This window comes from Collinsella sp. AM23-17 (genome assembly GCF_003470945.1).
Lineage (GTDB): Bacteria > Actinomycetota > Coriobacteriia > Coriobacteriales > Coriobacteriaceae > Collinsella > Collinsella aerofaciens_O.
On sequence record NZ_QRHU01000029.1, the window covers coordinates 1 to 21,744 of the forward strand.

The 21,744-nt window shown below is 62.1% G+C and carries 19 protein-coding genes; 4 read left to right on the forward strand and 15 right to left on the reverse strand.

Annotated features, from left to right (window positions below):
• Window positions 1-135 precede the first annotated feature (135 nt).
• The 10 genes from DW645_RS09075 to DW645_RS09120 all read right to left on the reverse strand — a co-directional run bounded on the left by DW645_RS09075 (window position 136) and on the right by DW645_RS09120 (window position 8,406).
• Window positions 136-840, reverse strand: coding sequence for a transaldolase (locus tag DW645_RS09075; protein WP_199569339.1), 705 nt, complete (start codon window positions 838-840; stop codon window positions 136-138).
• 211 nt (window positions 841-1,051) lie between these two features.
• Window positions 1,052-1,360: an HAD family hydrolase gene (locus DW645_RS09080; protein ID WP_304650754.1), complete on the reverse strand. Its 309-nt coding sequence runs from the start codon at window positions 1,358-1,360 to the stop codon at window positions 1,052-1,054.
• A 113-nt stretch (window positions 1,361-1,473) separates the two neighbouring features.
• The gene (locus DW645_RS09085) at window positions 1,474-2,553 is read right to left on the reverse strand and encodes an alpha/beta hydrolase (protein ID WP_117786800.1); all 1,080 of its coding nucleotides are present in this window, start codon (window positions 2,551-2,553) and stop codon (window positions 1,474-1,476) included.
• 2 nt (window positions 2,554-2,555) lie between these two features.
• Window positions 2,556-3,500, reverse strand: a complete 945-nt coding sequence (locus DW645_RS09090) for an aldo/keto reductase (RefSeq protein WP_117635572.1) — start codon at window positions 3,498-3,500, stop codon at window positions 2,556-2,558.
• A gap of 97 nt (window positions 3,501-3,597) precedes the next feature.
• Window positions 3,598-4,434, reverse strand: coding sequence for a PTS system mannose/fructose/sorbose family transporter subunit IID (locus DW645_RS09095; RefSeq protein WP_117635573.1), 837 nt, complete (start codon window positions 4,432-4,434; stop codon window positions 3,598-3,600).
• Window positions 4,431-5,225, reverse strand: a complete 795-nt coding sequence (locus tag DW645_RS09100) for a PTS sugar transporter subunit IIC (RefSeq protein ID WP_199408662.1) — start codon at window positions 5,223-5,225, stop codon at window positions 4,431-4,433. Before DW645_RS09100 ends, DW645_RS09095 begins: the two co-directional genes overlap by 4 nt.
• 64 nt (window positions 5,226-5,289) lie before the next feature.
• Window positions 5,290-5,793 carry a PTS sugar transporter subunit IIB gene (locus DW645_RS09105; protein ID WP_117635575.1) on the reverse strand — a complete coding sequence of 168 codons (504 nt, stop codon included), beginning with the start codon at window positions 5,791-5,793 and terminating at the stop codon, window positions 5,290-5,292.
• A 29-nt stretch (window positions 5,794-5,822) separates the two neighbouring features.
• Window positions 5,823-6,251 (reverse strand): PTS sugar transporter subunit IIA, encoded by a 429-nt coding sequence (locus tag DW645_RS09110; RefSeq protein WP_117635576.1) that lies wholly within the window; start codon window positions 6,249-6,251, stop codon window positions 5,823-5,825.
• A 10-nt stretch (window positions 6,252-6,261) separates the two neighbouring features.
• Window positions 6,262-7,116, reverse strand: a complete 855-nt coding sequence (locus DW645_RS09115) for a class II fructose-bisphosphate aldolase (RefSeq protein WP_117635577.1) — start codon at window positions 7,114-7,116, stop codon at window positions 6,262-6,264.
• Window positions 7,117-7,230: 114 nt separating this feature from the next.
• Window positions 7,231-8,406: an MFS transporter gene (locus tag DW645_RS09120; protein ID WP_158568718.1), complete on the reverse strand. Its 1,176-nt coding sequence runs from the start codon at window positions 8,404-8,406 to the stop codon at window positions 7,231-7,233.
• A gap of 326 nt (window positions 8,407-8,732) precedes the next feature.
• Here DW645_RS09120 and DW645_RS09125 point away from each other — a divergent pair, with 326 nt between their 5' ends.
• Entirely contained in the window at window positions 8,733-9,596 is an 864-nt protein-coding gene (locus DW645_RS09125) for a MurR/RpiR family transcriptional regulator (protein WP_118227296.1), read from the forward strand.
• Between the two features lie 49 nt (window positions 9,597-9,645).
• Window positions 9,646-10,473: an HAD hydrolase family protein gene (locus tag DW645_RS09130; protein WP_118227297.1), complete on the forward strand. Its 828-nt coding sequence runs from the start codon at window positions 9,646-9,648 to the stop codon at window positions 10,471-10,473.
• A gap of 52 nt (window positions 10,474-10,525) precedes the next feature.
• Here DW645_RS09130 and DW645_RS09970 read toward each other — a convergent pair whose 3' ends face one another.
• Window positions 10,526-10,675, reverse strand: coding sequence for a hypothetical protein (locus tag DW645_RS09970; protein ID WP_158568719.1), 150 nt, complete (start codon window positions 10,673-10,675; stop codon window positions 10,526-10,528).
• 251 nt (window positions 10,676-10,926) lie between these two features.
• Here DW645_RS09970 and rlmKL point away from each other — a divergent pair, with 251 nt between their 5' ends.
• Window positions 10,927-13,485 carry a bifunctional 23S rRNA (guanine(2069)-N(7))-methyltransferase RlmK/23S rRNA (guanine(2445)-N(2))-methyltransferase RlmL gene (rlmKL, locus tag DW645_RS09135; RefSeq protein WP_118227298.1) on the forward strand — a complete coding sequence of 853 codons (2,559 nt, stop codon included), beginning with the start codon at window positions 10,927-10,929 and terminating at the stop codon, window positions 13,483-13,485.
• A gap of 94 nt (window positions 13,486-13,579) precedes the next feature.
• Here the strand turns inward: rlmKL and DW645_RS09140 are convergent, their stop codons facing one another.
• From DW645_RS09140 to DW645_RS09155, 4 genes are all read right to left on the reverse strand, one after another.
• Window positions 13,580-14,293 (reverse strand): response regulator, encoded by a 714-nt coding sequence (locus tag DW645_RS09140; protein WP_199575661.1) that lies wholly within the window; start codon window positions 14,291-14,293, stop codon window positions 13,580-13,582.
• Between the two features lie 4 nt (window positions 14,294-14,297).
• Window positions 14,298-15,923, reverse strand: a complete 1,626-nt coding sequence (locus DW645_RS09145; RefSeq protein ID WP_118227299.1) for an ATP-binding protein — start codon at window positions 15,921-15,923, stop codon at window positions 14,298-14,300.
• Between the two features lie 136 nt (window positions 15,924-16,059).
• Complete coding sequence (locus tag DW645_RS09150; protein WP_118227300.1) at window positions 16,060-18,087, reverse strand: KUP/HAK/KT family potassium transporter; 2,028 nt, start codon at window positions 18,085-18,087, stop codon at window positions 16,060-16,062.
• A 159-nt stretch (window positions 18,088-18,246) separates the two neighbouring features.
• The gene (locus DW645_RS09155; protein WP_118066360.1) at window positions 18,247-19,119 is read right to left on the reverse strand and encodes a nitroreductase family protein; all 873 of its coding nucleotides are present in this window, start codon (window positions 19,117-19,119) and stop codon (window positions 18,247-18,249) included.
• Between the two features lie 213 nt (window positions 19,120-19,332).
• Here DW645_RS09155 and DW645_RS09160 point away from each other — a divergent pair, with 213 nt between their 5' ends.
• Window positions 19,333-21,633, forward strand: a complete 2,301-nt coding sequence (locus DW645_RS09160; protein WP_118227301.1) for an LTA synthase family protein — start codon at window positions 19,333-19,335, stop codon at window positions 21,631-21,633.
• Window positions 21,634-21,744 lie beyond the last annotated feature (111 nt).

The following is a 21,744-nucleotide window of genomic DNA, read 5'->3' on the forward strand; positions in this document are numbered from 1 at the left end:
TGCGGGAACGGCCTATTTGCTCAATGTGTTCGGCTGAGATCGGAAATCAACCTTCCGTGCTTCAACCAGCTGGTAAAAGCCTTTACCGTGCTGAATATTCGCGATTTTGCACGTCGCCGCAGGGGGTACCCTTGCTTACGGCAGGATATGGAAGCCCAGAGCGGCGATATCCTTGGCAAATCCGCGCACGGTATCGAGCGAGACCTCGTACGGGTCACGTCCGATGTTCTTGCGCTTGGCCAGGATACTGTTGGGCACCGTGATGATCTGGCAACCGCAGGCCTCGGCCTGGTAAATGTTGATGAGCTCGCGCGTGGACGCCCACAGGACCTCGCAGTTTGGCTTGGCGGCGGCCTTCTTGACCGACTCCGTCATAAACGGAATGGGATCGACGCCGGTGTCGGCGATACGGCCGGCAAAGAGCGAGATGATGGACGGCGTCTCGGCGTCAACGGCCTCGACCATCTCGTCGACCTGCGCGGGCGTGAAGATGGTGGTGACGTTGACCTTAATGCCGTCGGCGGAAAGCTTGCGCACCAGCTCGGCGGTGGACTCGCCCTTAGTGGTCACGCACGGAATCTTGACGTAGACGTTCTCGGCCCAGGTAGCGATCTCGCGTGCCTCGACCTCCATGGTCTCTACGTCGTCGGCATAAACCTCAAACGAAACGGACACATCGGTGATGTGGGCCAGGACCTCCTTGGCAAATGCGCGGTAATCCGTCACGCCGCCCTTCTTCATAAGGGACGGGTTGGTTGTGAAGCCCTGAACGTTGCCGTTCTCGTACATGTCGAGCATGCCCTCGAGGTTTGCACCGTCAGCGAACACCTTGATTGCCATCTGCCTGATTCCTTTCGCTTGCACATGGGCGTTAAACTGCTAAACACTTTACCTACGTTTATCAAGGCGTGAGCTGCGGTTTTTTATCTTCTCGGCGAACGGCATAAACGCTTTAGCGTTTTTGAGCACACCCTCCAGCGGCAAAACGATTTTGCAGGGCGAGCCGATTTGAGCCGCCCGCCGCGGGTGAACGGTAATTGGACGGTTCCCGCTAGATCAACCCAAAGTGGCGCATGGCGGTGACGGTACCGTCGTGTGCGACGTCGTCGGTCACGTAGTTGGCGACCGCCTTGACCTCGGGCATGGCGTTGCCCATGGCAACAGCCGTCTCGACGGCGGCGAGCATGCCCAGGTCGTTGCCCGAATCGCCGAAGCCAAAAGTGCGCGCATTTCCCTCGCGGCCCAGATACGCCAGCGCTCGCGCCACGCCCACGCCCTTGTCGATGCCCTTGGGGCTCAGCTCGCGGTTTGCTTGCTGGGCTCGCTTGGAAGCTCGGCGGTAAACGCGTCTCCCAGTCAATCCGGCACCGCCGAGGCAAACCCCACACGCGCCCGCCAACGCAAAGGTCCGGCGGGACGCACCTAGCATCCCGCCGGACCGTCACTCGTCCAGGAGGCCACCGCGACGAACCTCTAGATCTTCGCAAGCTCCTCGGAGATGACGCGGCAGACGTCCTCAGCCTGAGGCATCACGCCGTACATCTCGAAGAAGCCGTGGTCGCAGCCGCGATAGCGAATCGCGGTGACATCAACGCCCGCATCCTGCAGCCTCTTCGCGAACAGCTCATCCTGATAGCGCAGGTAGTCATACTCGGAAGAGATGATGACCGTGCGGGGGAACGCGCTCACGTCCTCCGCGAACAGGGCAGACACCCTCGGGTCGAGCATCTCCTCCGCATTGCCGTTGGTGTACATCAGCGGCAGGTCATCATTGGCATTGCGAATGCGATCCACCCTGCTCAAAGCCTCGATCCTCTGGTCGTTCACAATCTCATAGAGGTCATAGGACCATTCCTCCGGAACGGGGCCGCCGTCGACGAGCGGATACAGCTCGGCCACGAGCTTGATCCTGTCCGCATGGGACCCGTCGAGGACGACGGCGTTGGTCAGGCTTCCGCCCGCGGAGTCGCCAGCCACGGCGACCCGCGTCGCGTCGACACCCAGCTCATCCGCATGCTCGACAAGCCAGTCGAGCGTCTTCACGCAGTCCTCGACACCACCGGGGAACATCGTCTCGGGAGACAAGCGGTACTCCGGGTAGATCGCGACGCAGCCCGTTCGCTCCGCGATGTCGCGCAGGCAGTTCTCGTACTGGCCAATGTTGCCCACCATGAAGCCGCCGCCGTGGATGAACACGAGCGCGGCGGAGCCGCACCCGTGGCCCTCGGGCGTGAAGACGTGCAGGGGAATGCCCCTGTCGCCAAAGTTCATGACGACGGTCTTCTTGGCGACGTTCGAGCCCCTCACGACATGGGTCTCCTTGTTGGGAGCGGAGCGCCACGCGATCACGTCCACCGGCCCCGCCGGCGCCGGGCCGGCGGCGAGCTTCGCATGGGCGCGCGCGTAGACGCGCGGATCGAGCACGCGCTCGCGCTCGTCTCCCGGCACGGGCTTCAGCAGGAGCTTCAGCCCGTTGGGCTCCACGACCTCCCTAGATCCACGCTCAAGCACTTCAAGCTCGGAAGTGGGGTACTTCCTCTCCTCGGTGCCCATGGCTAGCCGATCTTCAGCTCGTCAAGCTTGGCGTCAAGCTTGGCCATCTCATCGGCGGAAAGCTCCCACTCGAACGTCTCGCAGTTCTGAATCGCGTGGGCGTCCGTGCGCACGCCAACGAGCGCGGTGCCCACGTACTCCTTCTGGGTGCTCCAGTTCACGGCGACCTGTGCCACGGGCTTGTCATGAGCCTCGGCGATCTCGTCCATGACCTTGAGCAGCTCCTGGACGCGCGAGAACTTGGGCTCCTGGAAGTAGTCGTAGAAGCCGCCACGAACATCGCCCTCCTCGAACTTCGGCAGCTCGCGGAACTTGCCCGACAGGATGCCCGCGCCAAGGGAGCCATAGGTGAAGGAGTCGATGCCACGCTCGTAGCCCCACTTGATAAGGTCCTCGGAGGAGCGGTCGACCATGGAGTAGGGCGGCTGCTGGACGTCGACCTGAGCGACCTTCTCGCACTCCTCGATCATCTCGGTCGTGAAGTTGGAGACGCCGATGTGGCGAATCTTGCCTTGCTCCTTGAGGAGCTGGAGGGCGCACATCGTCTCGGAGAACGGGGTCTTGGCGTCGGGCCAGTGCACGAAGTAGAAGTCGATGTAGTCGGTGCGGAGATTGCGCAGCGAGCTCTCGACCTCCCTCATGATGTTCTTGAACGAAGAGTCGCGGTCATAGCCGGCGGCGCTGGTGATCAGGCCAACCTTGGTCGAGAGCAGGTAGCTCTCTCGGTCGACGCCCCTGAGCGCGTTGCCGACGACCTTCTCGGACGCGCCGTTGCCATAGCACGGCGCGGTGTCAATGAGGTTGACGCCGTGATCGAGCATGGTGCGGATGGCGGACATGCTGGCGGCGTCATCGTTCTCACCAAAGGAGTCGCCGCCGATCGCCCAGGTGCCCACGGCGAGCTGGGAGACGTCAACGTCGGAGTTCTTGAGGTGCGTGTAGCGCATATTCTCTCCTTCTAATGGGGCGGCACGCGTCGAATGTCCTCGATCGCGTGCCGCCAGGAATTGCCTTGAACAGGCTTCGGATGATCCGGAAACCGCCTTACACGATGCCCACGAGGCCGAGGACGAGCGCCAGAACCATGATGCCGACCAGGATGATGTTGACGTTCACGTTCTTCTTGCGCAGGAGCCAGAGGACGACGAGCGTAAGTCCCAGAGGCACGATGCCCTTGAAGATCGAGTCGAGGTAGGTCTGGATCATGACGGGGTCGGAGTCCTGAACCGGAATGGACAGGATCGTGTTGAATTGGACGTTCGCCGCGGTCATGGCGCCGATCATCACCAGGCCGATCGTGGAGGTCGCCTTGGTGATGAGCTTCATGAGACCACCCTCGTACATCTCGGAGATGAAGTTGGTGCCCATGCTGAAGCCGAGGTAGGTCATGAAGTATCGGCAGAGGATCGACGGGATGTTGTAGATCAGCAGGAACATGATCGCGCCGAGGGGCGAGCCGCTCATGGCGAGGTTAATGCCGATGCCGGCGGCGATAACACGCAGGACGCCCCAGAAGATTGCGTCGCCGATGCCGGACATCGGGCCCATCAGGGAGACCTTGATACCGTCGATGGACTCGGTGTCGAAGTCTTCGTGCTGCGAGTTCTCCCTCTCCATGGAGGCGACGAGGCCCATGGCGAACGTGCCGACGTTCTGGGTAATGTTGTACCAAGTCGTGTGACGCTTCATGGCGTCGGCACGAGCCTCGGGGTCATCGGCGTAGTAGCGGTTAAGCGCGGGCTGGACGGAGTACAGCCAGCCGTCGGCGCCAGCCTTGACGGAACCGCCGGCGCAGGAAGCGAACACGGAGAAGGAGCGCAGGAAAATGCTGTTGAGCATCTTCTTGTCTTCAGGGCTCACATTCTTGGTCAGGTTGCTCATGCGAAGAAATCCTCCTCGTCGCTGGTTACAGAGTCGCCGGAAACGGCCTGGGTGGCCACTCCCTTCTTGGTGAGATCGAAGATCTCCTTGTCGCGGAGGGCGGAGGCAACCGCGATGATGACACCGAGAACTGCGATGGCGATCATCGGGAGGCCGAGGTACTGGTAGAGCGTAAAGCCCAAGAAGAAGTAGATGCTGAGCTCGGTGCTCCACAGCATCTGGAGCAGGAGCGCCATACCAACGGCGGGCAGGAGGGCACCCACGGCGTTGAGGCCGCTCATGACATTGGCCGGAATCTGGTTGACAATGGCGGCAACGGGCTCGGCGCCAAGGTAAACGCCGAGGAAGGCGATGAGGCCAAAGGCGGCGTACTTAACGAACCAGAGAACGAAGTGCTGAAGCGCGAGGCCCTTCTCGTTGCCCTCGGCGGCCATCTTGTCAAAGGTGGCTGCGAAGAACGCGAGGAACACGTTGTTCATGAAGATCGAGAGAAATGCGGTGACGACGCCCACGGGAACGGCCAGTGTGATGGCGGCACCCTGGTCGATACCAGCGCCAACGGTGAAGGCGACGGCGAGGGCGGTCGCGGTAACAGGCTCGGCGGAGATAGCGCCACCAATGTTAACCGCGCCCATGAAGATCGCCTCGAGAGAGGCACCGATGATGACACCGGTCTTGACGTCGCCCATCAGGAGGCCCGCAACGAGACCTACCACGAGAGGACGCTCGATCATGCACTGACCGAGAACCCAGTTGCCGCCGTAGCAAATCAGCACGGTCAACCAGGCCATTATTGCCAACCCAACCATTTGACTTCCTTTCTTTCATTTCATTTGGCCGCCTGGCCAAATCCCCTTATTTCCCCGCCGCCTCGATCAGACTCTTGAGAGGAGTCTTGGGATTGGACGGGATAAGCTGATGGAAAACCGGAATACCCTGCTCGCAAAGCTCCTTCGCGGCCTCGAGCTCATCCGGGTTGAGCATGATCGTGGAGTTGAGGGCGACCTTGCTATCCGGATCGGACTTGTCGAAGCGGCCGACGTTGGCAACGTTCACGCCCTCAATCTTGCCCGGCGCGCCCTTAACGAGCTCAAGCACGTCACGCACGCAGTTGGTGAGCGCGAAGATGCGCATGGAGTCCGCGCGCGGATCGTTCGCGATGCGGCAGGCATCCGGAACGTCCTTGACGAGGAGTTTCTGGCCCGCCGGCGTACCCATGGAAAGCGTCATGCGAAGGGCGTCGCTCTCCACGGCGTGCTTGTTGGCGACGATGATCCTGGTGGTGTTGAGCTCCTTGGTCCACACCAGGGCGACCTGTCCGTGAATCAGACGGTCATCGACTCGAACCTGAACAATCATTGCTTCCTCTCTCTACTTGTTAGTACTCTCTAATCAAAGAAGTCTCCCTCGGACTCCTCGTTGTCCGCGGCCTTGCTCGGAGGCTCGACGACCTGCATCGTCGCCCTCGCCAGCTCGACGCTCTGCTTGATCGAATCTGCCGTGACCGGCTCGGCGCCGAGGAGCGTCTCGATCACGAGGCCGAGGTTCATACCGGTGACGTGGACGATCCCGCGCTTCTCCGGCTCCATAAGGACGACCTTCTGGAAGACGGAACCACCGTAGATGTCGGTGAAGATGATGGCCTCGTCCTCAGGGCCCACCGAGTCAATAAAGGCCTGGATGCGAGGGGTGAAATCGGAGTCGTCCACGTAGCAGTCAACTGCCTCCACCATGTCCGCCATGCCGGTCAGGATTCCGATCGAGCTCCTGATTCCGCTTGCGAGGTGGCCGTGCGACGCGACAAGAACTTTCTTCATCGAGTCTCTCCTAGAGCGAATAGTGGTTGGGGTTCAGAAGCTGGATCTTGCTGACGACGAACGCGCGCATGTCGGGGGCGGCGTCCATCAGGAGGCCTATGCCGTTGCCGTCGTTCTTACCGGAGTTGATGTCCTTCTCGAAGGCGCGGTACATGGAACGGAAGTACTCCGTGGCGATGTTGAACTTACTCATGCCGAGGTTCACGGCCTCCTGGAGCTGCTCGTCGGGGATGTCGGAGCATCCGTGCATGACGAGGGGGACGCTGACGGCCTCCCTGCAGGCCTTGATGCGCTCCATGTCGAGGTTCGGGACCTTGACATAGGGGCCGTGGGCATTGCCGACGGCGATGGCGAGCGAGCCGCAACCGGTGCCCTCGACAAACTCCTCGGCGAGGTTCGGGTCGGTGTAGTGGTCGCTGTTCACGAAGTCGTTGGCGTCAGAGCCGTTGCCGACATGGCCGAGCTCGGCCTCGATGTCGACGTCGAAGATCTTGGCGACCTGGACGACGTCCTTCGTGAGCTGGAAGTTCTCCTCATAGGGAAGTGAGGAGCCGTCGACCATGACGGATGGGAAGCCGGCCTTGACGCCCTTGACGGCGATCTCGTAACCAGCGGAGTGATCCTGGTGGACGGCGACGGGCACGCTCGCGCGCTCGGCGTAATAGCGGGCGGCGAAGGCGATGATGTCGAGGGCGCAGTGGTCCTCGAAGCCAGGCCAGTACTGGATGATGATGGGCATGTGCTCATCCTCGGCGGCCTGGATCGCATAACGGATGGTCTCCGTATTGATGACGTTAATCGCGGGCACGCCATAGTGGTGCTCGGTCGCATGTTGAAGAAGCTCGTTGACCTTGATGAGTGACATCTTTGTCTTCCTTTCACCTGAATAATCATTGGATCGGACAGTTCTCAGCTCGTCAGCTGGTTGAACACGAAGCGAAGCGCGAGGCAGGCAGGCGCTTGCGAGGCGCGGTGGAGCCTATGCGGCCGCCTGGCCCTCAGGCTGCGGCGCCGCGCTTCGACGCCATAGCACGTACGCCACAAGAGCAGCGACTGCAGCAATCGTTGAAGCGAGGGCGAAGGCCAGGAAACCCGCGTGCGTGCCGAGCGCATCGCACGCCCAACCGCCAAACAGGTTCGCAACCACGACGGACAGACCGCTCTGGACCATCGCGAAGGCGCTCTGACCTCGAGCGCGACAATCCTCGTAAGTGTGGTTGGCAATGTAGGTAACGCAGGAGTAGTAGACGGTCATGTAACTCACGCTCTGCAGCAGCTGGCCGCAGACCATGACCGGGACGATGCCGGTGCCCACAAGCACGAGCCTGAGCGCCGCCATGAAGCAGGAAAAGATCAGGAGGTTCATCTCGCCGAAGCGCCTGACCAGCTTGGAGGAAACGAGCAGGATGGGGATCTCGCTCGCAGCGGAGACCGCACTCAGGACGCCCACGAGGTTCTGACCCTCGCCAAGCTCGACCGCGTAGCGGCCCAAGAACGCCCCGATGAAGCCAATCGCGGCCGAACTGATGAAGGCGAAGACCAAGACGAAGGCGATCTCATTGCTGGTGAACAGCGAGAGGAGGCCCTTTCCGTGGGAGACCTTGGGATCGTCCGCGGCATTGGCGCGAATTCCCGCCTCGGGGAGGCGCCACATGTGAGCCGCGAAGACCACCAGCGCGGCGGAGACCACCGTGAACTGGATTTGAGGAGCCATGTCGAGCAGCCGACCGACGATCAGGACGACGATGGCATAGCCGATAGTGCCACCCATGCGAATGCGAGAAAAGTCCAGGCCAGAGCGATCCGCGAGCTCGATGACGAGGGAGTCGCTCAGGGGCAGGAGCCCCGAGAAAAACGCCGAGAACGCAAAGGTTACGAGAAGGACCGGGACGAACGTCGACGCCAGGTAATACAGCGGAGCGAGTACCGCCGCCGCAAGGCAGAGGATCACGATGACCGCGCGGCGGCGCCCGAGCTTGTCGGCAATCGTCGACCAGAGCGGCTGGATGGCGAGCGCACACACCGGGGTCGCCGCGAGGAGGATGCCGGTCTGGGCTGCGTTGAGGCCGAGGCTCGTGTAGTGAGCGGAGAGGAACGGCGAGTACACGCCCGCGCAGACCCAGTAGAGGACGTTCGCGAAGAACAGCGAAGTCATGTTTGCGTTTGTCCTGGCGTTGTGCATCGTGCTTCTCCCTTCTTGCTCGCCGGGTGCCTGTCTGGGCTTCGAAGTGATTCGCCATCTAGCGTGAAACGAAGTTGCGAGGCATGGAACAATGTTCTGTTGTTTCATCGTTTTCGTGCTGTTGTTTCACGGCTCATAAGATAGCAGCTCAAGATGAGATTGCGCCGGGGAAGCACCGATTTACCGTGAACGGTAGGAAATCAGCGGTGAAACGCTATTTCACCGCTTATGAAACATTTTGCTTTATTTTCACCTCTCTTGACCTAAGATACAAAGCAAACTAGGGCCAAGGAGTAACCATGGATAAGACAGGAGATGTGCTCAGCCACATCTGCGCGGTCATGAGCAGCCTATCCCCCTCGGAGAAGGCAATCGCAACGTATGTGCTCGACCACCCGTCGGACGTCGCAACGATGACCGTCCGCGAACTCGCCGCAGAAACCGGTACGTCACCGGCGTCTGTTTCGAGGTTCGCAAGGACGCTTGACTACCGAACCTATTCGGACATGCGTCTGGCGCTTGGCATATCCATCAGCAGGGCCTCCGGCGAGGAAAAGGCCACGGGCGGCAAGGTTACTCTGGACGACATCGAGGGCTCCATTAAGTACGTCCTGTCTCACAAGGTCAAGGAGCTCTCCCAAACCGCCTCGCTCATTGACTCCGATGACTTTTCGACAGTCGTCAATCTGCTCCACAACGCCAACCTCGTCCTGATTGCGGGCGTCGGCAACTCGATTAGCATGGGCGTAAACGCGGCGTTCAAGCTCTCACAGGTTGGAGTCAGGGCGTTTTGCCCCAGTACCACCGATGCCATGGTCTCCGCCGCAACCAGCCTCAAGGAGAATGACATCCTGCTCGTCATTTCGACGTCCGGATACTCGAAGCGCCTCGTCAACATATTCGACTCTGCCGAGGATTCGAACACCCCCATCATCATGATCACAGACAACCCAGATACGCCGCTCGCGAAGCGTGCCACGTATATCATCCGAGCCATCTCGCGAGATCAGGCCATCACCGGAACCGAGGTCGCCTTCTCGCACAGCTCGATCAACTTCGTCATCGAGCTGCTGTTCCTCTTCCTGACCTCTTGCTGGGATGACCCGGTAGAGTTTAACAGGATCATCTCGAAGAATCTCTTGGGAGACAGGCAATACAGCTAGGACGACGCACACCGGCGCACCGACGCCCAGACCGAAACGGGAGGACCCCTTGATAAAGCTCATCCTCGCAGACATGGACGGGACCCTGCTGCCGTTTGGCTCAAGGGTCGTATCGGAGCGCACGCACAGCGCGATTCTTTCGGCGCTTGATGCGGGCATCGCGTTCGGCCCCGCAAGCGGCCGCGACTACGCCGACCTGGCCGATGCCTTTGACGGCGACACGCGCTGTTTCTCGACCGGCATCATGGCCAACGGAAAGAAGGTCTTCTCCAGCGGCGAACTCGTGTTCAAAAAGACGCTCTCGACGGAGGTCCTCGTCAAGCTCGATAGCGCCGTACGCCCCTACGCGGGGACGTCACTCTGGCTAGTCGCCGATGTCGATGAGACAGGCAAACGCTGCGAGCAGTTCCTCTGCGCCGTCGAGCCTGGCGACGAATTCGCCCTGGAAATCGTTAAGGACTCCGGAAGAGACATGGCGCTCGGAGACGTGCCCACGAACCGTGACGTCATCACCGCCGGCATCTTCGTCAACGTCAGCTCCGCCCCGACGGAAGTCGTTCGGAGTCGATGCAAGGAAGCCTGCCCAGAGCTTGATTTCCCCTCGCCCGTCCCATTCTTCCTCGATGTTGTTCCGGCTGGCTGGAGCAAGGTAAACGGACTCGACGCGCTTCTCGGCAGCCTTGGGGTCACGCTGGACGAGGTCGCTTTTATCGGAGACTCGGAAAACGACGTGACGCTCCTCGAAAAGGTGCCGAACTCCTACGCAGTCGCGGGCGCGATGCCAGAGGCGAAGGCCGCGGCCCATCACCTGATCGGGGACGCAGCCGAGGACTCCGTCGCGAAGCTCATCGAACAGATTGTCCAGCAGCGAGGCTAGGGTTCCGTCAGCGTGGCATGCGCCGCGTGCCTCGTCATCCATTCGTGGCGCGCTACCTCGTGACGATCCAGAGCGTGGCCATCGTCGCGACGCCGATGCCTACGATGAGCGCGGCCCACAGGACGCGGACCACGAGGTTCATGTCGCCCGCCACCACCATGTCGTTCGCGTGCCAGAACCAGCTCTCGTTTGCCTTGCGCATGATGCCCTCCCTTAGCCTCGATTACGCCATCTATGGCCGAGCAATCGCAGGTCGCGTGCCATGGATTTGCCCTACGCCCAGCTTTCAGTTCTGTAAGGCGGCGGGAGCCTGTGCGAGGCCCCGAGTCCTGAGGCTGTTGCAATGAAAATGGGAATCAAGGAGCACGCATCAATCATATGGGTTCCTTTCGAGGATAAGGGCAAACGGAGCATCCATCATATAATGGAGCGACGCAACCAGAGAGGTCACCCATGGAATTTTACGCAAGCTGCCCCGAGGGCTTTGAGTCCGCACTCGCCGACGAGCTTAAACGGCTCGGGCTTTCGCATGTACGCCGCCTTAAGGGCCGCGCCACGTTTGAGGGCGAGCTTGAGCAAGGCCTTCGCGCGTGCCTGTGGTCGCGCCTGGCCAGCCGCGTGTTTGTGGTACTCGGGCGCTTTGAGGCGCAAGACGCCGACGAGCTGTACGACGGCGTTTACGACATTGCCTGGGAAAACATCGTCCGCCCCGGCGCCACGATTGCCATCACCGCCCGCGGCGTGACCGAGCAGCTGCGCAACACGCGCTTCTCGGCCCTGCGCGCCAAGGATGCACTGTGCGACCGCCTGGCCGAGACCACGGGCCGTCGCGCCGATGTCGATGCTGCCGACCCCGATGTCCACCTGCTGCTTTCGCTGCGCCAACGTCGCGCGAGCATCAGCCTAGACCTTTCAGGCGACCCGCTGTTCAAGCGTCTGCCGCCCGCGGCGACCCGCGCTGGCGAGGGCACGCACGTGCTACGCCCCGACTACGCCGCCCTGGTGTTGGCGCAGGTCGGCTGGACCGCGCTGTGCGAGCGCGAGCTGACGGCCGACGACTACGAGAACGAGGCTCTACCCACGTTGATCGACGCCTCGTGCGCCGGCGGCGGCCTGCTGCTGGAAGCCGTGAATATTCTGAACGACCGCGCCCCGGGCGCCGCCCGCGAGCGCTGGGGCTTTGAGGGCTGGCAGCTGCATGATGCCGACCTGTGGGAGCGGCTGCGTGCCGAGGCACGCGAGCGCGAGACGGCAGCGCGCGAGCGCCAGGCGCGCATCGTTGCCGTAGATGCTGACCCCGCCGCACGCAAGACCGCTGAGCGCATGGTTACGTGTGCCGGCTACAAGCGCTTTGTCGATTTTTGCGCCGCCAAATCTGCCACCGTACTGGACCACGCGGGCGCCGTCGCCGGTGCCGCCCTCGTCGCGGATACGACCGAGACACCGCTGTCGCTTATGCATGACGCCATGACGCTGGTCGGCGAGCTGCGTCGCGCGCCCGAGCTTACCGCCGCGCCGGTCGCCGCCCTCACCCGCGACGGCCTTATGGCCCGCGCGCTCCATGCCGAGCCCGTGCGCTCCATTGCCGTCATGCCCAACAACGAAGAGGCGACTATCGAGGTTTGGCCCTCGCTCGACCACGCCGCCGCAGCGTTTGAGGCTGCGACCAACGCAGATGCCGAGGAGCAGACCGCAAATGCCCAAGACGAAGCCGCCGACGCCCCCATGCCCGAGCCCGCCGCCACGCTCGACCTAGGCGACGGCAAGCCGCTGCCCGTGCTCATCCCCGAGTCGGAGCAGTTCGCCAACCGCCTGCGCAAGAACGCCCGCCTGCGTCGTAAGTGGGCCAAGCGCGAGGGCGTGAGCTGCCACCGCGTCTACGATGCCGACCTACCCGACTACTCCGCCGCCATCGACCTGTACGAGGGATGCCCGCAGACGCCGGGCCGCTGGCTCGTCATCGCCGAATACGCCGCGCCCAAGACCATCGACCCCGCGCTGGCCCAGGCCCGCATGCTCGATATCTTGGCCATCGCGCCGCGCATCCTGGATGTTCCGGCCGAGCACGTGCACGCCAAGGCACGCATGCGTTCGCGCGGCGGCTCGCAGTACGGCAAGCAGGGCGCCGGCAAGGGCGGCTCGGGCGAGCGCGCCAACATCGCGCGCCGTCGCCTGCCGCTCATCGAGGAAGGCGGTCTTACCTTTGCCGTCAACTTTGACGACTACCTGGACGTGGGCATCTTCTTGGACCACCGCGTCACGCGCGATCTGGTGCGCGAGCACGCCAAGCAGGCACGCCGCTTCCTCAACCTGTTCGCCTACACCGGCACCGCTACCTGCTATGCGGCCGACGGCGGCGTCGAGGAAACCGTGACGGTCGACCTCTCCAACACCTACCTGGACTGGGCCGAGCGCAACATGCGCCAGAACGGCTTTGTGGGATCGCAACACCACTTTGTGCGCGACGACGTGCTCGCCTGGATTCGCGACCAGCGCCAGACGCGCAACCGCTGGGACCTGATCTTTGTCGATCCGCCCACGTTTTCGAACTCGTCCAAGATGGGCCGCCGCACCTGGGATGTTCAGCGCGACCATGTTGAGCTTTTGGCCGGCGTATCGCGCCTGCTCGCACAGGGCGGCCATGCCATCTTTAGCTGCAACCTGCGAGGCTTCCGCCCCGAGACACGCAAGCTCGCACGCGCGGGCGTGGTGCTACAGGACATAACGGCGCAGACCATCCCCGAGGACTTCGCACGCAACCAGAAGGTGCACCATTGCTATATCGTGCGCCGCCTGCCCATCGAGGACGCCATGGCCGAGGTCGGCTTTAGCGCCGAGGAAATTGCCGAGCGAACCGAGGAGCTGCGCAACCCCGAGGCCCGCAAGCCCCGTGCGGCAGTACCCGCGCACGCGCAGGCCGGCAACGGCAAGTCCAACTTTGCCGGCAAACCCTCCCCCGCCGGCAAGCCCAAAAAGAAGAAGTTCTACGCCAGCAAGCCTAAGGGCAGATAACAAAGTTGCGGTGGAATACGGACTGTTTTGCCTGGAATTAGGCAAATTTAGACCGTATTTCACCGCAACTCATATTGGGATGGCGGGTGCCGTCCTACCCTTGGATGACCAGGCGGTAGCCGATACCCACGTGCGTCTGGATATAGCGCGGGTGCGCGGGGTCGGACTCGATCTTTTTGCGCAGTGTGCCCATAAAGACACGCAGGCTCGCCAGGTCGCTCTTGGTCGCCGTACCCCAAATCTCGTGCAGGATAAATTGGTGCGTCAGCACCTTGTCGGCGTTGTGCGCCAGCAGGCACAAGAGCTTGTACTCGATCGGCGTCAGATGCAGTTCCTCGCCATCCATCGTGGCGATGCCGGCATCAAAATCGATATGCAGCTCGCCGGTATCGAACGAGCCCTCGGAGGCAACGCCGCCCGTTTGCGCATACGAAAGGCGCCTGAGCGTCGTGCGGATGCGCGCGAGCAGCTCCTCGACCGAAAACGGCTTAGTCAGGTAGTCATCGGCACCGGCATCGAGCGCTCGGATCTTGTCCGCGTCCTCGCTGCGCGCCGAAACCACGATGATCGGCATGCCCGACCACGTGCGCACCGACTCCACCACCTTGACGCCGTCCATATCGGGCAGGCCCAGATCGAGCAGCACAACGCTCGGCGCCTGCGACGAAGCGGCGGCGATGGCGGCGTGGGCGGTCTCCACAGCCATATGGCGCAAACCGTGCGCCTCGAGCGCGGCGACGATAAGGTTGCGGACGGCGGGATCGTCCTCAACGACCAAGATGAGCGGTTTCACGGCAGAGTTCGGCACAGCGCTACTCCTTATCAAACGAAACGTCGGCGGCGGGAAGCTCAATCGTAAAGACCGAACCGTGCGGGTCCGCCGCGGTAACCTCTATGCTACCGCCATGTGCCAGCGCAATGGAGCGGCAGAGCGAAAGCCCCAAGCCCACACTGCGGCAGCTGTCGGCCAGGCCATGGTTGGCGGTGTAGAACGACTCAAAGATTCGCTCGCGGTCCTCGGGCGCAATGCCCGGGCCATCATCAGCAACCGAGCACGCCACGTGCCCATCGTCGACGCCAATCGAGATCACGATATGCGAGCCCGCGGGCGTGTAGGTGATGGCGTTGTTCACCAGATTGACCACCAGCTGCACCATCAGGCGCGCGTCGACGTTGACAAGCGCCGGCTCATCGCACGCCACCACCTTAAGGTCGTGCTCGCGCACGGCCGGGTTTACGTGGCGCAGCGCCTCCTCGACGATATCGTCCATGAGCTCGAGCGTAGTCGACAGGCGCATACCGCCACCCTCGAGCTTGGTGATGGCGAGCAGGTTCTCGACGGTGGCGTTGAGCCATTGCGCGTCCGAGCGAATGGATAGGAGCATGCCGCGGCGTGTCTGGTCGTCGAGCACGGCCGTGCCGGTCGAGCCCTGGTCGAGCAACACGTCGGCATTACCCGAAATACTGGTGAGCGGCGTACGCAGGTCGTGCGAGATGGAGCGCAGCAAGTTGGCACGCAGCTGTTCGTTTTTGGCGAGCACCGCCGCTTCCTCGCGAGCCTCCATGGCGCGGGCGCGATCGAGCGCCAGCTCGCCTTCGCTCACGATGGCATCGGCAAGCGTCCGCTCCTCGGGCGTCAGCGCATCGGGCTCGGCGACAATGGCGAACACCCCCACCACCGAGGCGGGATCGCCCGCGCGCACCATGGTGTCGCCCGAGCGCACGGTCAGGTATATGCCGTAGAACGCCGAGGCGCCATAGGTGGCATCGAGCGGCGTTCCCACATAGGCGGACGCCGAGAGCCGCGGCGGCATCTGCGGCGCCAGCTGGTGTACCGGCGCGGCATCGCCCACGGCCGTGTACGTCGTGCGCGGCAGCAGGTCATCGTTATCGGCATCGGCGCTATACCACACGACCGGACAGTCCGAAAGACGCGCCAGCTGCGTTGCCATAGCGTGCACAATCTGTTGCTGATCGCCACACCGCTGCAGCATGCGGTTGGTCTCGAGCACCATCTGCGTGCGACGGTCGCTGGCGGCGGCCTGCGCCAAGGCGCGGCGCAGGGCCAGCGCGATCGAGCTCGATACGAGCGAGACCGCAAACATGATAAAGAACATGCCGGGATAGACGCGGTCGATAAACGACAGCGCGTAGCGCGGGTCGACAAACAAGAAGTTGTAGAGCGCCACGGCGGCAGCCGAGCTCAGCAGGCAGTACAGGCGGCTCCAGGTAAAGAAAGCGCACAGCTGCACGGCAAACACATAGACGATCATGATGCTCGGCGCGAGCCCCGGATGGTCGAGCAGCGCGCCCACAATCGTCGCCGCGGCTAGCAGCCCCGCCGATACGCAGGCGTCATACAGAGGACTGCGACGCGTCAGCGTTGTACGCCGCCACCAAAAGTTCTCGGCAATATCGCCGTCCGCACGGACGTCCATCAGCGCCCCGCCCCTCTCTCAAAAACAAAAACCACCACAAAGGGGACTGGCACCTTTGCGGTGGTGGCCTCCTTGTGGTGGTTTCAAGTGTATAGCCTTTGCAGCCTGCGGTCGCTAGACAAACAGCAGACGTCGACTACGGACGCTCGTCGGGAGCCAGGCGCTGCATCTTGCTCACGGCCTTAAACTTGGTGAACAGCGGCACGTACTCAAAGCTCACGTTGGAGTTCTCCAGGCCGTACCAGCGCGCAGGCGTGCCGGCGGCGCGGCGGATGATGTACTTGAGCGTGATGGCCGTACGCTCGCTGGGCTCCACGTCGCTTTCGGGCGCCAGCAGCTTGCGGATCATGACGAACTTAAACGTACCGATGTTGCCCGGGTCCTTGTAGACCGAGTAGTCATGCGTCTGCGCCGGCAGCTCGCCGCTGGCAGCCAGATCCTGAACAACCTGACGCAGGTAAGCATTGACGCGCTGGTTGATCTTGTAGCCCAGATACAGATGCACGCGGAACACGTAGTCGGTGCCGAACGTCTCGACCGAGTAGGCAAAGGTATGCGGCTCCTCCATGGTCTCGACATTCACGAACCACCAGGCACGAGCGCGCTTGGGGTGCTTATCCAAAATCGAGTAGACGATATCGCGGTCGATATAGTCGGTGTTGGTGTCCTTGGTCAGGTACACGATGTTGTCGCTCATGAGCTCGTAGCGATCGTCGTCGCGCAGGCGCTTGAGCTGCGGCAGATAGCTGCGCAGCGGCAGCAGCGTAAACTGACGCCGCTCGACCGCCGTGCCGTTGTACCAGCACACCATAATGCCCATGATGAGTGCAGCCATAAGGATGGTGAAATAGCCGCCGTGGAAGAACTTGGTGAGCGAGCTCACAAAGAAGAAGCCCTCGAGCATGAGGAAGAAGACGGCAAAGATCCACGGCGCAACCTTGAGCTTGCGCTCCACGTGCAGATAGAAGAAGAGCAGCAGCGTCGTGCACATCATGGTCAGGGTAATAGCCAAGCCGTACGCAGCCTCCATGTGCGCCGAGTTCTGGAACAGCAGCACCACGATGACGCAACCCACGAGCATGACGTTGTTGACCATGGGGATGTAGAGCTGGCCCTTGGTCTCGGCAGGATAGAAGACCTGCATATGCGGCATGAGGTCCAGGCGGCTGGCCTCGGACACCAGCGAGAATGCGCCGGTGATGAGCGCCTGCGAGGCGATGATGGCCGCGACGGTGGAAAGGCCGACGGCAAAGGGGCGCAGACCCGGGGCGAGCATCTGGTAGAAGGGGTTGAGGTCGGCGATACCCATGAGCTCCGGGTTGCCGGCGTTGTTGATAAGCCACGCGCCCTGGCCCATGTAGGACAGCAGCAGGCAGCACTTAACGAACGGCCAGGTGGCATAGATATTGCCGCGGCCCACATGGCCCATGTCGGAATAGAGCGCCTCGGCACCGGTGGTAGCGAGGAAGCAGCTGCCCAAAATCATGATGCCCGCATGGTTGTTGGGGCTCAGCAGAAAAGCGATGCCACGCAACGGGTTGAGGCACAGCAGCACCGCGGGATACTGGCAGACAAAGAACAGGCCCGTGCCGCCCAGGAACAAAAACCACAGCGTCATGATGGGACCGAAGGCGTGACCGATCTTGGCCGTGCCGATGCGCTGCACCAAGAAGAGCGCGATGATGATGGCAAGCGTGATGGCGACGACACGACCCTGGTCGTCACCGAGCACGGCATGGACCGCCGGGATGGTGCGCAGGCCCTCGATGGCCGTGGTGACGGTAACGGCAGGCGTCAGGATGCCGTCGGCGAGGAGCGCCGCGCCGCCCAGCATGGCGGGGATGATGAGCCACTTGCCGCAGCGCTTGACCAGGCTGTACAGGGCAAAGATGCCGCCCTCGCCGTGGTTGTCGGCGCGCAGCGAGATCAGCACGTACTTGACGGTCGTCAGCAGCGTGACCGTCCACACGACAAGGGAGAGCGCGCCGAGCACGAACTCCTGCGTAACGCTTCCGATGCCGCCGTTGCCGGCAACGAGCGCCTTGGTTACATACATGGGGCTGGTGCCGATATCGCCATACACCACGCCCAGCGTGACGAGCATCGCCGAGATGCTCACAGGAATCGCAGCGTGCGAGGCTACTTCCTTTGCCTTTTGTTCCATAAGCCGGTTTCCTCCCAATTTTAACGTTCGACGGGATTATATGTAATCAGCCCATATTTTAATGGCACCGTTTTCCCAGCTAGATAAACATTTATGCGGCCTTTAGGCCACCGCGGCGATATGGAATGTGACAAAGGGACGCCCCCTTTGTCACATTCGTCATTTTCCGAGCCAGTTTTTGAACCACCACTCCATAGAGCGGCTCATCTCGGCCATAAAGGGGCTCGTGTGCTTACGGGTGTAGATGTCGATGACGCGCTCGCCCACCTCGCGGGCGTGCGGGCGAAACATCGCATCCATCTCGGCCACCTGCGCATCCATCGTCGCGGCGTCGGCGCGACAATAACGCTCCTCGTGCACCAGGTTCACCACGGGATGCGCGATTGCCGGGCGCTCCTTACGGGGCGTGCCGATGATGAGCATCGACAGCGGCATGGTATAGGCAGGCAAGTCCAGCAGTGCGGCAACTTCCTCGGCGTTCTCGACGATATCACCGATGTAGCAGCTCCCCAGCCCCAGGGCCTCGGCGGCAACCACGGCGTTTTGAGCGGCGATCACGGCATCCTGCGCCGCGATGGCAAAGTCGCCCAAACCCGGCGCGGGGCGGGGCGCCTTGCCCGTGCGCTCGACAAACTCGGGCTCAAAGCAGCCCACGTGCTCAAACAGATCGATCCACTTGGCATAATCGACCACAAATATAAGTGCCCAGGGCGCCTTGGCGATCATGGGCTGGTGATCGCACAGGTCGGCCAGACGGTCCAGCGTAGCCTGCTCGCGAATGCTCACGATGGAATACATCATCATGGCGCCCGCCGACGGCGCGCGACTCGCCGCATGCAAGATCGCCGCCCGCTGCTCGTCGGTCACCGCCACGGGACGGCCGTCGTCATCGCGCGCAAAAGCGCGCGTGGACGAGCGGTGCTCCAAAATGTCCAGTACCGCGTTGCCCGTAGTCTCGACCGGATAGCCGTACGTATCCACGCCCGCAGCTCCGTCGCCGCCCATGTCCGCCTCGCAAACCTGCTCGCTCATCGCCCTACCCTCGCCATTTCTTTAAGAAGCCTTTACGTTTCCGTGTAATTCCCGTCCATTATCGCGCAGGTCGCCACTACATTGCGCCACACCGCCACACGCGCGCGTTAATATGGCTGGTTGTTGTGCGCAGCCACCAATTGCTGCGCATATCTTGGTAACAATCGGGTAAATCCCCGCTTTCGTAGGTTTTAGTTTGTGAGGAGTCTCAGCATGTTCGCTGCCGCCATCTCGCTCGTCGGTCTTGCGGCGACCGTCTACCTTGTCTTGCGCGAGGCCAAGGCCATTCGCGCACAGTCGGGCACCGTTGCTAAAAGCGCTCTTGGGTGGAGCGTCGCCTTTGGCCTGTTCCAGCTCTTTTTGACTGTCTGGGGCGCTATTGGTCTCGTCGCGCAAAACGAGCCGCTCGCCTTTGTGATGCTCATCCTGACCAACGCCATCCTCACCGGCTGCGCTTGGGCCAGCATCGCCCGCGACCGCATCGCCCCGCGCGTCTTTGCGTTCGCCTCGGCCGACGCTCCCGCCCCCACTGGCAAGCTCGCCCGCCTGCGCGGCGCCTTTGTGGGCAAACCGCTCGTCGCCGCCGTCCTGTGCCTGCTGCTCGCCGGCGTCTTTGCGCTGCTGGGCATGGAGGTCTCGTCCAACCACGACTTTACCTGGGTCTACCCCCTGTGCATCCTGCTCGAGTGGGCCATCATCACCGTGCTCATGACCGGCCTGTTCTTCCTATTCCAGCGCCACGGCGCAGCTCCCGCGGTCCTGGCCTTTGCCCTCTTTGTCCTGGGCATTGCCGAGTTCTTCGTCATCACGTTTAAATCCATGCCCATCCAGCCGGGCGACCTTTCGGCCATCTCCACCGCCGCCGCAGTCGCCGGCAACGGCTACACCTTCTCCATCTCGCTGTTCTGCGTGTTGTCCATGGGCTTTACCGCCATCGCCATGCTGCTATGCGAGTACGCCGGCCTGGTGGCACCGCACCGTCAGAAGGGTGCCGCCAACGCCAAGCGCATGCTGCTCACCAACCTGCTCGTAGCGGTGCTGTGCCTGGGCGGCGTGACCGCGCATGTCACGCTCATCGACTACTACAACACTCTCGGCATCACCGTCTACACTTGGCGTCCGCTCGAGAGCTACTGGCGCGAGGGCTACCTGCCTGCCTTTATTAGTGCGGCGCAGTCCATCAAGCCGCCCAAACCCGCCGACTACTCCGTCGACGATGCCAAGGCCACGCTCAAAAAGTACGCCAAGGCCTACGACAAGTCCGACGCGGCCAAGAGCGACGAGCGCGCCGCCGCAAAGGAGCAGTTCGACAGCGAGAAGCCCACGGTCATCGCCATCATGAACGAGACTTTCTCGGACCTGTCCATCTACCAGAACATGCGCGCCGGCTACGAAGGTCCGCAGTACTTTAAGAACCTGTCCAACTGCCTCAGCCGCGGAAAGCTCTACGTGAGCGCCTACGGCGGCGGCACGGCCAATACCGAGTTTGAGTTTATGACCGGCAACTCCATGGCCAACCTGGGCTCGGGCGTGTACCCCTACACCATCTACAACATGGAAACGACCGGGAACCTGGCAGAGCAGTTCAAATCGCTCGGCTATTCCACCACGGCCATGCACCCCAACCACGCGACCAACTGGAACCGCGAGAACGTCTACAAGGACTTTGGCTTTGACCAGTTCCTGTCCATCAACGACTTCCAGGGTGCCGATACCCTGCGCGGCATGGTGACCGACCAGGCAACCTACGACAAGATTCTTGAGCTGCTCGACCAGAACGCCGATCCGCAGTTTATCTTCGATGTGACCATGCAGAACCACTCGGGCTACGACACGGGCCTGCTGCCGGTCGACAAGCAGATGCACCTGAACATCGATACGACCGACCTGGATGCCAAGACCGTCGAGGACGGTACGCTCTCCGATGTCGATGAGTATGTCTCGTGCATCGAACAGTCCGACCAGGCGCTGCGCTACTTCCTCAACGCCCTGAGCAAGCTCGACCGTAAGGTGGTCGTAGTGTTCTGGGGCGACCACCAGCCGTTCTTCCCGTCCAAGTTCAACGATAAGTGGTTTACCGGCGAGGATGATGCCACGCACCAGGAACGTCTGTGGCAGACCGACTACATCATCTGGGCTAACTACGACGTTGCCGGCTGCGACCAGACGAGCGAGGTCGACGACCTGTCCACCAACTACCTGTCCACGCAGCTTATGCAGCTGATCGGCGCACCGCTGACCGACTACCAGAAGGCGCATATGACGCTGCGCGAGTCGCTGCCCGCCATCAACTCCGTGGGCTACGAGGACGCCAGCCTGCGCTGGGCGCTCTCCTCCAACGTCACCGGTGACGACGCCGCTGCCGCAGCCGCCACCAAGGCGCGCGAGGATTACGCCAAGATGCAGTACTACGAGATGTTCCGCGACGGCAAGAACGTCTATACGGAGCACTTCCAGACCGAGGCCAACGAGACCGACCCCAACCTGGCGCCGGGTACGACCAAGATCAAGTAACGGGGTCGGGGGCCCAAATCGGCGGCAGGCGGAGGCGCGGGAAAGGTCTGCTGCTCAAACAGTCCTGCGCAAGACGGGGGCCACATTAAGTGGCCCCCTTTGCGTGCGGAA